Below are 12,334 nucleotides of genomic sequence, written 5' to 3' on the forward strand. Positions count from 1 at the left end.
CGGCCGACGGCAGACCCGTAGAAGCAGAAGCAACCGACTGCGCAAAGGGGAAGCCATGACAGCGACGACCGACGGAAGCGCCGGGGCCGGTGGCCCCCGCGCGGCCGCGGCCAGCAAGACGTACGACACCACCGCGCCGGAGGAGCTCGACGAGAGCGCCGCGCGGGCCGCCCGGCGGGGCGTCGAGCACCTGCTCGGCCGGCAGGACCCGGAGGGCTGGTGGAAGGGCGACCTGGAGACCAACGTCACCATGGACGCCGAGGACCTCCTCCTCCGCCAGTTCCTGGGCATCCTCGACGCCGACACCACCCGCGCCGCCGCCCTCCACATCCGCCGGGAGCAGTGCGAGGACGGCGCCTGGGCCACCTTCTACGGCGGCCCCGGCGACCTCTCCGCCACCGTCGAGGCCTATGTGGCCCTGCGGCTCGCCGGGGACCCGCCCGAGGCCCCGCACATGGCCCGCGCCTCCGCCTGGGTCCGTGCCCGGGGCGGGATCGCCGCCGCCCGGGTCTTCACCCGGATCTGGCTGGCCCTCTTCGGCTGGTGGCGCTGGGAGGACCTGCCCGAGCTGCCACCGGAGCTGCTCTTCCTGCCGAAGTGGTTCCCGCTCAACATCTACGACTTCGGCTGCTGGGCCCGGCAGACGATCGTGCCGCTCACCGTGGTCTCCGCGAAGCGCCCGGTCCGGCCCGCGCCGTTCCCGCTGGACGAACTGCACACCGACCCGGCCCGGCCGAACTCGCCCCGCCCGCTCGCCCCGGCCACCGGCTGGGACGGCCTCTTCCAGCGGCTCGACAAGGCGCTGCACGTCTACCACCGCTTCGCCCCGCGCGGGGTCCGCGGCACGGCCATGAACGTCGCCGCCCGGTGGATCGTCGAGCGCCAGGAGAACGACGGCTGCTGGGGCGGCATCCAGCCACCCGCCGTGTACTCGGTCATCGCCCTCCACCTCCTCGGCTACGACCTCCAGCACCCGGTCATGCGGGCCGGCCTGGAGTCGCTCGACCGGTTCGCGATCTGGCGCGAGGACGGCTCGCGGATGATCGAGGCCTGTCAGTCGCCGGTATGGGACACCTGCCTCGCCACCATCGCGCTCGCCGACGCCGGGCTGAGCCCCGACCACCCGGCGCTCGTGAAGGCCGTGGACTGGATGCTCGACGAGGAGATCACCCGGACCGGGGACTGGGCGGTGCGGAGGCCCGGACTCCCGCCGGGCGGCTGGGCGTTCGAGTTCCACAACGACAACTACCCCGACATCGACGACACCGCCGAGGTCCTGCTCGCCCTGCGCCGGGTGCGGCACCCCGACCCGGCCCGGGTGGAGGCGGCCGTCGCCCGGGGCGCCCGCTGGACCCTCGGCATGCAGTCGAAGAACGGCGCCTGGGGAGCCTTCGACGCGGACAACACCAGCGTCTTCCCCAACAAGCTGCCGTTCTGCGACTTCGGCGAGGTGATCGACCCGCCCTCCGCCGACGTCACGGCCCACGTGGTGGAGATGCTCGCCTACGAGGGGATGGCCCAGGACCCGCGCGCCCGCCGCGGCATCGAGTGGCTGCTCGCCGAACAGGAGCCGCACGGTGCCTGGTTCGGCCGCTGGGGCGTCAACCACGTCTACGGCACGGGCTCGGTTCTCCCCGCGCTCGCCGCCGCCGGGCTGCCCGGCTCCCACCCGGCGATCCGCCGGGCCGTCGGCTGGCTGGGGGCCGTGCAGAACGACGACGGCGGCTGGGGCGAGGACCTCCGCTCGTACAAGGAGGAGGAGTGGGTCGGGCGCGGCCCCTCCACCGCCTCCCAGACCGCGTGGGCCCTGATCGCCCTCCTCGCGGCGGGCGAGCGCGACTCCGAACCGGTCCGGCGGGGCATCGCCTGGCTGACCGCGGCCCAGCGGGAGGACGGTTCCTGGGACGAGCCCCATTTCACCGGCACCGGCTTTCCCTGGGACTTCTCCATCAACTACCACCTCTACCGGCAGGTGTTCCCCCTCACGGCGCTCGGGCGCTACGTGTACGGGGACCCCGCGCCGCGCGAGGAGGACTGATGGGCCGCGAGCCCGGCCCGGGCGCCGCCCCGCCGCTGCTGATCGCCTGCGCGCTCGGCATCGAGCAGTTCGCCCTGCGCAGCGCGGACCGGGGCGGCGCACCCGGCCCGGTGACCGTGCTGCGCACCGGCATGGGGCCCGACCGGGCCCACCGGGCCGTGTCCCGGGTCCTCGGCGAGGAGCGGTGGCGGGACGCCGCGGTCATCGCCTCCGGCTTCTGCGCGGGCCTCGCCCCGGGCATGCACCCCGGGGACCTGATCGTCGCCGACGAGACCCGCGCCGGCGACGGCACGACCCCCTGCACCGGGACCGAGCTCCTGGTGAAGGCCCTGGAGCGGGCGGTGCCCGGGCGCGCCGTCCACACCGGGCCGCTGATCGGCTCCGACCACGTGGTGCGCGGCCCCGAGCGGGCCGCGCTGCGGGCCGGCGGCGCGATCGCCGTCGACATGGAGTCCGCCGCCACGCTCCGTACCGCGACGTCTTCCGGACCCCGCCCGGTTGCGGCCGTCCGGGTGGTCGTGGACGCTCCGGAACATGAACTGGTCCGGATCGGCACGGTACGCGGGGGAATATCAGCCTTCCGTGTTCTGCGTGCCGTCCTTCCCGCGTTCTTCGAATGGCACCGTTCTTCGCTGCTCCCCAGGAGGTGAACGAGTTATGGCCATGCCGCTCCGTCAGTCCATCCGCGTCGGGACCTACCTCTTCGAACAGAAGCTCCGCAAGCGGGACAAGTTCCCGCTGATCGTCGAGCTGGAGCCGCTCTACGCCTGCAACCTCGCGTGCGAGGGCTGCGGAAAGATCCAGCACCCGGCGGGTGTCCTCAAGCAGCGCATGCCGGTCGCCCAGGCGGTCGGCGCGGTCCTGGAGTCCGGCGCCCCCATGGTGTCCATCGCGGGCGGCGAGCCCCTGATGCACCCGCAGATCGACGAGATCGTGCGCCAGCTGGTGGCCCGGCGGAAGTACGTCTTCCTCTGCACCAACGCGGTGCTGCTGCGCAAGAAGCTGGAGAAGTTCACCCCCTCCCCGTACTTCGCCTTCGCCGTCCACATCGACGGGCTGCGCGAGCGGCACGACGAGTCCGTCGCCAAGGAGGGCGTGTTCGACGAGGCGGTGGCGGCCATCAAGGAGGCCAAGCGGCGCGGCTTCCGGGTCACCACGAATTCGACCTTCTTCAACACCGACACGCCGCAGACCATCATCGAGGTGCTCAATTTCCTCAACGACGACCTCCAGGTCGACGAAATGATGATCTCGCCCGCCTACGCCTACGAGAAGGCCCCCGACCAGGAGCACTTCCTCGGCGTCGAGCAGACCCGAGAACTCTTCAAGAAGGCCTTCGCCGGCGGGAACAGGCGGCGCTGGCGCCTCAACCACTCGCCGCTCTTTCTGGACTTCCTGGAAGGAAAGGCGGACTTCCCCTGCACGGCCTGGGCCATTCCCAACTACTCCCTCTTCGGCTGGCAGCGACCCTGCTATCTGATGAGCGACGGATACGTCCCCACGTACCGCGAACTCGTCGAGGACACCGACTGGGACAAGTACGGCCGCGGCAAGGACCCCCGCTGCGCCAACTGCATGGCGCACTGCGGCTACGAGCCCACCGCCGTCCTCGCCACCATGGGATCCCTCAAGGAGTCCCTGCGCGCGATCCGGGAGACGGTCTCCGGGAACAGCACGTCATGACCGGCGGGTTCGACCTGCGGGCGCTGCTCTCCGAGCGCGGCGCGGAGCGGTACGAGCTGCACGCCAGGTACCTCAACCACCAGCTGCCCCGCATGCTGCACACCATCGGCTTCGACAAGGTCTACGAGAGGGCCGAGGGCGCCCACTTCTGGGACGCCGACGGCGTCGACCACCTCGACATGCTCGCCGGCTTCGGCGTGATGGGCCTCGGACGGCACCACCCCGTCGTCCGCAAGGCCCTCCACGACGTCCTGGACGCCCAGCTCGCCGACCTCACCCGCTTCGACTGCCAGCCGCTGCCGGGGCTCCTCGCCGAGAGGCTGCTCGCCCACAGCCCGCACCTCGACCGGGTCTTCTTCGGCAACAGCGGCACCGAGGCCGTGGAGACCGCCCTCAAGTTCGCCCGGTACGCCACCGGGCGGCCGAGGGTCCTCTACTGCCACCACGCCTTCCACGGGCTCACCACCGGCTCCCTCTCCGTCAACGGCGAGCAGGGCTTCCGTGAGGGCTTCGACCCGCTCCTGCCGGACACCGCGATCGCGCTGGGCGACCTCGGTGCCCTGGAGCGGGAGCTGCGCAGGGGCGACGTGGCCGCCTTCGTCGTCGAGCCCATCCAGGGCAAGGGCGTCCACGAGGCGCCACCGGGCTTCCTCCGGGGCGCCCAGGAGCTGCTGCACCGGCACGGTGCGCTGCTCATCGCGGACGAGGTGCAGACGGGCCTCGGCAGGACCGGCGACTTCTACGCCTACCAGCACGAGGAGGGCGTCGAGCCGGACCTGGTCTGCGTCGCCAAGGCGCTCTCCGGCGGCTACGTGCCGGTCGGCGCCACCCTCGGCAAGGACTGGATCTTCAAGAAGGTGTACTCGTCGATGGACCGGGTCCTGGTCCACTCGGCGAGCTTCGGATCGAACGCGCAGGCCATGGCCGCCGGGCTCGCCGTCCTGTCGGTCATGGAGGACGAGGACACCGTCGCCCACGCCCGCCGGATCGGCGACCTGCTCTCGGGCCGCCTGAAGGAGCTCGTGCCCCGGTACGAGCTGCTGCACGAGATCCGCGGGCGCGGCCTGATGATCGGGATCGAGTTCGGGCGACCGTCCTCGCTCGGGCTGCGCGGGCGCTGGACGATGCTCCAGGCGGCCCGCAAGGGCCTCTTCGCCCAGATGGTCGTCGTCCCGCTGCTCCAGCGGCACCGGATCCTCACCCAGGTGTCCGGGGACCACCTGGAGGTGATCAAGCTGATCCCGCCGCTGATCATCGACGAGGCGGACGTGGACCGGTTCGTCACGGCCTTCACCGCGGTCATGGACGAGGCCCACGGCGGCGGCGGACTGATGTGGGACTTCGGGAAGACGCTGGTCAAGCAGGCGGTCGCGCAGCGCTGACCGGATCTCGACGCGGATCCCGTCCGGGTTTTGCCTCTGAGGCAAGAAACTTGCCTCAGAGGCACGAACCTGGCGGAATGGACGCATGGACCACGTCCCCGGGGAGACCTACCCGGACCCCGCCACCCCCGGCGTCCTGCCCGACGTCGCCCCGCAGCTGCGGGCCCTGCGCCGCCGTCGGGGACTCACCCTGGAGGCCGCCGCCCAGCGGGCCGGCCTCTCGCCGGCCCACCTCTCGCGCCTGGAGACCGGGAACCGGCAGCCCTCGCTCCCGATGCTGCTCGCCCTGTCCCGCATCTACGGTACGACGGTCTCCGAGCTCCTGGGAGAGGCGCCGCCCGAGCGCGACCCCGTCGTCCGGGCCGGCCGCTCCGAACCCGTCGAGGCCGACGGCTGGATCTACCGCCAGGCGGGCGGAGCCGGCCGCGCGCTCCAGTGCCTGCGGGTCCACGTGCCGTACGCCACCCGGGGCGACATCGTGCGCGTCCATCCGGGCGAGGAGTGGATCCACGTCCTGGAGGGCCGGGTGCGGCTCGCGCTCGGCGAGGCCGTCCACGTCCTCGATCCCGGGGACAGCGCGCACTTCGACTCGCTGACCCCGCACCGGATCGGCGCCGCCACGCCCGGCGGAGCCGAGCTGCTCTTCGTCCATACCCTGATGCAGAGCCCCGCCGCCGAGCTGTGCCTCGGCGACGGGACCCCGCACAGGCGCTGACATTTCGTGACGATTCTTCAGGAAAGGCCCGACATGTCCCAGAAGTCCGCACCTGTCACCGGCGAGGAGCGCGGTGAGGGCAAGTTCCCCAAGGGGCTCGTGCTCCGCCTCTTCGCCTATCTGATCGCCGGCCACCTCTTCGCCGGCTTCCTCTACCTGCTCTTCACGCTGGGCGGGCAGAACCAGTAGCCGGGGCTACGCCTCCGTGAGCAGGCGCTCCCGCAGCCGCTCGCGGGTCTCCGGGGCCAGCTTCAGGCCCTCGGTGAGGTAGGCGTCCACCGAGCCCCAGGTCGCCTCGATCGTCTCGAAGGCGGCCCGCAGATACTCCACCCGCGCGTCGAAGAGCGGGCTCAGCAGCTCCATCACCTCGGGCGACATCGCGTCCGGGGCGGTGGAGCTGCGGCGCACCTTGTAGCGGCGGTGCGGGTCGTTCGACTTCACGTAGTCGGCCTCGATCGCCTCCCGCTCGACCCCGACCGCGAGCAGGGTGATCGCGATGGCGAGCCCGGCCCGGTCCTTTCCGGCCGCGCAGTGCATCAGGACCGGGACGCTCTCCTCGGCCATGGAGTGCAGGATCCGGCTGTGCTCCGAGGTCCGCTCGACGATCATCTTCCGGTACGAACGGGACATCCGGGCGGCCGCCTTGCCGTCGCCGAGGATCCCCCGGAGCTGGTCGGTCTCGCCGTCACGCACCAGCTTCCAGAACTCCTTGCCGTCGGCCGGGTCGTTGAGCGGTATGTTCACGTTCCGTACGCCGGGCAGCTCGACGTCCGCGCCCTCGACCTTCCGGTCCGACTCGTTGCGGAAGTCGAAGATCGTGTGCAGGCCGAGCGAGGCGAGGAAGGCGGCGTCGTCCTCCGTCGCGTGGGCGAGGTGGCCGCTGCGGAAGAGGCGGCCGGGGCGGACGGCGCGCCCGTCCGTCGTCGGCAGGCCGGCCACGTCCCGGAAGTTGCGGACCTCCGTGAGCTCGGGCTCGGCGGCTTCGGCGGGCGGGACCTGCGGCAGCTGCTGCGTCACGGCTGCTCCTGTTCTGTAGATCGGTTCCTGGGGCAATCATCTCGTTCGGAGACCCGGGCACGCACCCCCTCGGACGGGAATGGGTGATCTGTCCGTATTGAGGGGTTCGGCATAACCCGCCCCGGTTGCAGGGGAGATGGGGATCGGCGCGTGAGCAGCGTCATAACCGTGACGGACCGTGCCTGATCGTCTTTTCCAAATTCCCCCCGGGAAAAGGAGATCGAGGGACCGTCATCCACGGAGGGTGACCGGAATTCAGGCCGGACATCGAGGAATCCCCGAGCACTTGAAAACCGTGGCTTGTTCGCCCCGACCCCACTCGTCTAGCGTCGCGCTCACTCCGGACGGACCGCCGAATCCTGCCACCGACCGGAATCCGCACTCACCCGTACGCGGCAGGAGCGGGGGACCCAGGTAGTACGCCGATCCCTCGAAGAAGGACGGCTCGGGGTGAAGCCGCGTGAGAACGCGGCCGGACATCTCCAGTCCGAACCCGACAGCTCACCTCGTAGGCGCCGGAGAGGAATTCGCCATGCCCGCAAAGGGTAAGCACCGCCGCGTCAAGTCCAGCCGCCTGACCCGCGGCATCGCCGCCGCCGGCACCGGCGGCGCCGTCGTCGCCCTCCCGCTCCTCGGAGCCACCGGCGCCCACGCCGCCGAGAAGGCCGCCCCGGTCGCCGCTCCCGCCCACGCCGTCGCCCAGGTGAAGGCCGCGCCCGCCACCGCGAAGGCCGCGCCGAGGACGTACTCCGTCGTCCACGGCGACTACCTGTCGAAGATCGCCGCCGAACACCACCTCGCCGGCGGCTGGCAGAAGCTCTACGCGGACAACCGTCAGGTCGTCGGTGAGAACCCCTCGCTGATCCTGCCCGGCATGAAGCTCACCCTCGGCGCGAAGGGCACCGCGAAGGCCGCCGCACCGAAGGCCGCGCACAAGAAGAGCGCGCAGGCCTCCGGCAAGAACGGCGACACCTCGCGCGCCTCGCGGAGCAGCGAGCGCCCCTCGGCCCCCGCCGCCGAGACCGCCGCCGCCTCCACCCCGGCGTCGTCCTCCTCCTCTTCCTCCTCCGCCGGCACGACCTCCTCCTCCGGCTGGGTCGCCCCGGTCAGCGGCGGCATAGGCACCCCGTACCGCGCCTCGGGCTCCATGTGGTCCTCCGGCTACCACACCGGTGTCGACTTCATCGCCTCGACCGGCACCACCGTCGTCGCGGTCGGCCCCGGCACCGTCTACTCCGCCGGTGACGGCGGTGCGTACGGCAACCAGGTCGTCATCCAGCACGCCGACGGCACCTTCTCGCAGTACGCCCACCTGTCCTCGATCTCCGTCTCCGCCGGCCAGACCGTCACCGGCGGCCAGCAGATCGGCCTCTCCGGCGCGACCGGCAACGTCACCGGCCCGCACCTGCACTTCGAGATGCGGACCGGCCCGGAGTACGGCTCCGACATCGACCCGCTGGCCGCCCTGCGCCAGCACGGCGTGAGCATCTGACGCCGCTTCAGCACCCGGGGCCCGGCACATACGTGCCGGGCCTCCGGCGTATTCCGGCTTGGTGGAATCTTTATCGGTGGCATATGTCACCCGGCGTCAACCCCTCCTTACGGTCGCGTAGGTCACAGCCGAAGGGGAAGGATGTGCTCCCGTGGCAGACGATTCGAGATCAACAGACAAGAACGCATTCGGGTCGTACGCGGCGATCGGTGACAGCTTCACCGAAGGCGTCGGAGACCCCGGGCCCGACGGGACGTACGTCGGCTGGGCGGACCGCTTCGCGGTGCTGCTCGCCGACGAGCTGCCGGAGCATGACGACTTCCGCTACGCCAACCTGGCCGTACGCGGGCGCCTCCTCGACCAGATCGTGGCGGAACAGGTTCCCCGGGCGAAGGAACTCGCCCCCGACCTGGTGACCTTCTGCGCGGGCGGCAACGACATCATCCGCCCCGGAACGGACCCCGACGAGGTGGCCGAGCGCTTCGAGCGCGCCGTCGCCGACCTCACCTCCGCCGTCGGCACGGTCATGGTGACCACCGGCTTCGACACCCGCGGCGTGACCCTCCTCAAGCACCTGCGCGGCAAGATCGCCACCTACAACGGCCACGTCCGGGCCATCGCGGACCGCTACGACTGCCCGGTCCTCGACCTGTGGTCGCTGAAGTCCGTCCAGGACCGGCGGGCCTGGGACGACGACCGGCTGCACCTCTCGGCCGAGGGCCACACCCGCGTCGCCCTGCGCGCCGCCCAGGTCCTCGGCCTGCCGGTGCCCGCCGACCCGGACCAGCCCTGGCCGCCGGTCCCGCCGCGCGGCACCCTGGAGGTGCGCCGCGACGACATCCACTGGGCCAGGGAGTACCTGGTGCCCTGGATCGGGCGCCGGCTGCGCGGCGAGAGCTCGGGCGACCACGTCGAGGCGAAGCGCCCCGACCTCATGCCGCTGTAATCGGGGGTGCGGCGGGGATCCGTTCCAGGACCCCGCCGGCGAACACGTCGTACAGCGGCAGCGTCTCCAGGTGGACGTAGCCGATGTGGCAGTCGCAGCGGGCGAGGGGGCAGGCGCGGGGACGCAGGGCGGCGCGGTACGAGCCGTCGTACAGGTTTCCCAGCTCGGCCCTGACGAAGTGGCAGCGCCGCACCGTCCCCTCGCCGTCCACCGAGATCACCGACTCGCCGGTACGGCAGGGCAGCCCCGCCGAGCGGTGCGGGTGCCGGCTGTACGGGAACAGCGGGTCGAGCTCCGTCCAGCCCTCGGCCTCCGCGTCGGTGTACGTGTGCCCCTCGGCCGCGTTCACCCAGAGGTAGACGTGCGGCGGCAGCGCGGCGCGCAGCCGGCGGGCGTCCTCCCGGTGCTCGGGCAGACCGACCACCCCGACGCTGTACCGGACGCCCCGCTCCGCGAGCTCCCGGCACTTGCCGAGGAACCGCTCGTACGGGGTCTGCCCCGGGTGGTACGTGCACCAGAGGGCCACGCTCTCCGGGTCCGCCTCGGCCAGCCACTCGGTCCGGCAGCTCAGGTTGGTCTGGATCGCCACCCGCTCCACGTGCGGCAGCCGGGACAGCTCGACCAGCGCCCGCCGGTACCAGGAGCGGACGAGCCCCTCGCCCCACGGGGTGAACAGGATCCGCAGCCGGTCCCCGGTCTGCGCCTCGGCCCAGCCGGTGAACCGTTCGAGCGCGGCCCGGTCCGCGCGCAGCTGCTCGCGGCTGTCCCGGCGCTTGGCGAAGGGACAGTACGGGCAGTCGAAGTCGCAGGAGGAGAGCGGCCCCCGGTAGAGCACGGTGAGGTCCACGGTGGCCGCCTACTTCGTCTCGTACGCGGCCATCGCGGCCCGTACGGCGGGGGAGAAGAGCTCAGGGCCGAGCCCGTCCGAGTGGGCGAGCCCCTCGGGCGACAGCCGCAGCAGGCCCGCCGGGGCGTCCGCGATCCAGCCGTACTCCTCGAACCGGGCGAGCTCCGGGCCGAAGTCCGCGAACGGCGAGGACCCGAACCGCTCCTCGTACCCGGCGACCTCCATGCCCTCGGCCTGGAGCAGCGACTGGAGCAGATGACGGCGCCGGGCCTCGTCCGCGTCCACCGCCCGGCCGACCTCGGCGCGGGAGAAGTCCTCCGTCTCCGTGTACGCGTCGATGATCGAGCGGATCTCCCGCATGTCGACGGCGTAGTCGAAGGAGTAGTGCAGGGCCGAGGTGTACGAGCGGGCGCCGCAGCCCAGGCCGATCATGCCGTCCGTCTGGCAGGCGTAGTCGTCCGGGCCGGCGGGACCGGCGTCGGCACGGCGGAACATCCGCATCGACACCTGCTCGTAGCCGTGCGCGAGGAGGTGGTCCCGGCCGTACCGGTAGAGACGGAGCCGCCGCTCGTCCCACTCGCGGTCGGCCGCCGCCGGGTCCTGGACCCGGCCGAGGCCGGTGAGCGGGCGCACGTACAGCGGATACAGGTACAGCTCCTCGGGCCGCCAGGCGAGGGCCGCGTCCAGCGAGACGCGCCAGGACCGCTCCGTCTGCCCGTCGATGCCGTAGATCAGGTCGATGTTGAGCACGGGCACGCCGGTGTCCCGGATCCGGCCGAGCGCCGCCTCGACGTCCGCGCGGTGCTGCGGCCGGACCGCCGCCCGGGCCTCCGCCTCCACGAAGCTCTGCACCCCGATGCTGAGCCGGGTCGCGCCCCGGTCCGCCAGGACCGCGAGCCGGTCGGCGGTCGCGGTCGCCGGGGAGGTCTCCACGGACAGCGGCACCGCCCGCAGGTCCACGCCCGTCCGCTTCTCGGCGATGTCGCACAGCCGCTCCAGCTCGGCGGCGGTGAGGAAGGTGGGCGTGCCGCCTCCGAACGCCGCCGTGGCGAACCGCACCGGCGACGCCTCCCCGAGGGCCTCGCGGACGGTGGCGGCCTGCCGGTCGAGGGCGTCGAGGTAGCGGGTGGTCAGCTCGTCCGGGGCGCCGATCCGGGTGAAGAGGTTGCAGAAGCCGCAGCGGACCTCGCAGAACGGTATGTGCGCGTAGAGGGAGAGCGCGTCCTTCGGCTCCCCTGCCCAGAGCGCGGCCAGCTCCGGGCGCCCGGGAAGCGCGCGGTACGCCGTCTTGTGCGGATAGGCGTAGACGTAGCTCCGGTACGGGCGGGGGGAGCCGCCCATGTAGGGGCGGGTGGCGTCGCTCATGTGCGGGTGGGTGGCGTCGCTCATGCCGCCGCCCCGCCTTCGGGCCCGGCCAGCACGAACTGCGCGTACGGCACGGTCCACACGGCCTCGTGGCCCAGCCGGTGCCCGGTGAAGCCGTCCTCCCCGTACGCGGTGCCGTGGTCGGAGCACACGATCGCGAAACAGGGGCGGCGGCCGCTCATCGCGGCGAAGAGCCGCCCGATGTGCCGGTCGACGTACTCCAGGGCCGCCGCGTGGGTCTCCCGGGAGTCGCCGGCCTCACGCGTCGCGCCCGGCAGGTGGAACCAGTTGGGCTGGTGCAGCGCCGACACGTTGACGAAGAGGAACAGGCGCTCCTCCCGGGCCATCCCGGCGACGACCTCCTCGGCGCACGCGACCTGGGACTCGAAGGAGCTGGGGGAGGCGACGCCGAAGGAGGGCTCCCAGTGGCTCTCCGCGAACAGGCCGGGGAGCACCGAGCCGAGCGGCGGCTGTTTGTTGAAGAAGCCCACCCCGCCGACGCAGACCGTCCGGTAGCCCGCGCCCGCCAGCGCGGACACGAAGTCCGGGGTGTCGTGGACCCAGGTGCCGTCGGCCGTCGACTCGCTGCCCGCGAAACGGGCCGCGAACAGCCTGGGGTGGGGTCCCTGCGACGCCGGTGTCGGCAGGAAACCGGCGAAGATCGCCTGATGGGAGGCGTACGTGAAGCTCCCGGGCGCGTGCCGCTGCTCCCAGACGCCGCCGGGGAGGTGGCGCGCCAGGTTCGGGATGCGTCCCGCCGCCGCGAGCTCGGCCGCCACGTCGTACCGGAGGGTGTCGAGGGTGACCAGGAGCAGGTCGTGGCTGCCGACGATCGCGTTCATGTCGGGC

12 protein-coding genes and 1 riboswitch are annotated in these 12,334 nt (G+C 72.2%); of the genes, 8 read left to right on the plus strand and 4 right to left on the minus strand.

Features of this window, described 5'->3' with window-relative positions; all coding sequences use genetic code 11:
- The first annotated feature begins 55 nt into the window (after positions 1 to 55).
- The 6 genes from shc to ACN9MM_RS32375 all read left to right on the plus strand — a co-directional run bounded on the left by shc (position 56) and on the right by ACN9MM_RS32375 (position 6,007).
- Entirely contained in the window at positions 56 to 2,038 is a 1,983-nt protein-coding gene (gene shc, locus ACN9MM_RS32350) for a squalene--hopene cyclase (protein WP_426367260.1), read from the plus strand.
- Entirely contained in the window at positions 2,038 to 2,688 is a 651-nt protein-coding gene (locus ACN9MM_RS32355) for a 1-hydroxy-2-methyl-2-butenyl 4-diphosphate reductase (RefSeq protein ID WP_426367261.1), read from the plus strand. The genes shc and ACN9MM_RS32355 overlap by 1 nt, the downstream gene beginning before the upstream one ends.
- Before the next feature lie 7 nt (positions 2,689 to 2,695).
- Positions 2,696 to 3,721 (plus strand): adenosyl-hopene transferase HpnH, encoded by a 1,026-nt coding sequence (gene hpnH, locus ACN9MM_RS32360; RefSeq protein ID WP_426367262.1) that lies wholly within the window; start codon positions 2,696 to 2,698, stop codon positions 3,719 to 3,721.
- Complete coding sequence (locus ACN9MM_RS32365) at positions 3,718 to 5,103, plus strand: aspartate aminotransferase family protein (protein WP_426367263.1); 1,386 nt, start codon at positions 3,718 to 3,720, stop codon at positions 5,101 to 5,103. The genes hpnH and ACN9MM_RS32365 overlap by 4 nt, the downstream gene beginning before the upstream one ends.
- Positions 5,104 to 5,188: 85 nt before the next feature.
- Entirely contained in the window at positions 5,189 to 5,818 is a 630-nt protein-coding gene (locus ACN9MM_RS32370; RefSeq protein WP_426367264.1) for a helix-turn-helix domain-containing protein, read from the plus strand.
- Positions 5,819 to 5,851: 33 nt separating this feature from the next.
- A complete protein-coding gene (locus ACN9MM_RS32375) occupies positions 5,852 to 6,007 on the plus strand; it encodes a DUF6126 family protein (RefSeq protein WP_426367265.1) in 156 nt (51 codons plus the stop codon).
- Between the two features lie 6 nt (positions 6,008 to 6,013).
- On the opposite strand, the gene ACN9MM_RS32380 is transcribed toward ACN9MM_RS32375, so the two are convergent.
- Complete coding sequence (locus ACN9MM_RS32380; protein WP_426367266.1) at positions 6,014 to 6,835, minus strand: tyrosine-protein phosphatase; 822 nt, start codon at positions 6,833 to 6,835, stop codon at positions 6,014 to 6,016.
- A gap of 373 nt (positions 6,836 to 7,208) precedes the next feature.
- A riboswitch (cyclic di-AMP (ydaO/yuaA leader) is annotated at positions 7,209 to 7,365 on the plus strand.
- Positions 7,366 to 7,367: 2 nt separating this feature from the next.
- Between ACN9MM_RS32380 and ACN9MM_RS32385 the strand changes: the two genes are divergently transcribed.
- Together ACN9MM_RS32385 and ACN9MM_RS32390 are read left to right on the plus strand one after the other, a co-directional pair.
- Complete coding sequence (locus tag ACN9MM_RS32385) at positions 7,368 to 8,327, plus strand: M23 family metallopeptidase (protein ID WP_426367267.1); 960 nt, start codon at positions 7,368 to 7,370, stop codon at positions 8,325 to 8,327.
- A 151-nt stretch (positions 8,328 to 8,478) separates the two neighbouring features.
- Positions 8,479 to 9,273: an SGNH/GDSL hydrolase family protein gene (locus ACN9MM_RS32390; protein ID WP_382869363.1), complete on the plus strand. Its 795-nt coding sequence runs from the start codon at positions 8,479 to 8,481 to the stop codon at positions 9,271 to 9,273.
- Here the strand turns inward: ACN9MM_RS32390 and ACN9MM_RS32395 are convergent.
- Genes ACN9MM_RS32395 through ACN9MM_RS32405 form a run of 3 tightly spaced genes read right to left on the minus strand, consistent with a single transcriptional unit; the run spans position 9,260 to position 12,327 of the window.
- Complete coding sequence (locus ACN9MM_RS32395; protein ID WP_426367268.1) at positions 9,260 to 10,120, minus strand: STM4011 family radical SAM protein; 861 nt, start codon at positions 10,118 to 10,120, stop codon at positions 9,260 to 9,262. The two genes, ACN9MM_RS32390 and ACN9MM_RS32395, sit on opposite strands and share 14 nt — an antisense overlap.
- A gap of 9 nt (positions 10,121 to 10,129) precedes the next feature.
- Positions 10,130 to 11,461: an STM4012 family radical SAM protein gene (locus ACN9MM_RS32400; protein ID WP_426368881.1), complete on the minus strand. Its 1,332-nt coding sequence runs from the start codon at positions 11,459 to 11,461 to the stop codon at positions 10,130 to 10,132.
- A gap of 44 nt (positions 11,462 to 11,505) precedes the next feature.
- Entirely contained in the window at positions 11,506 to 12,327 is an 822-nt protein-coding gene (locus tag ACN9MM_RS32405) for an STM4013/SEN3800 family hydrolase (RefSeq protein ID WP_426368882.1), read from the minus strand.
- Positions 12,328 to 12,334 lie beyond the last annotated feature (7 nt).

The sequence above is a fragment of the Streptomyces sp. E-08 genome, assembly GCF_049913095.1.
Classification (GTDB): domain Bacteria; phylum Actinomycetota; class Actinomycetes; order Streptomycetales; family Streptomycetaceae; genus Streptomyces.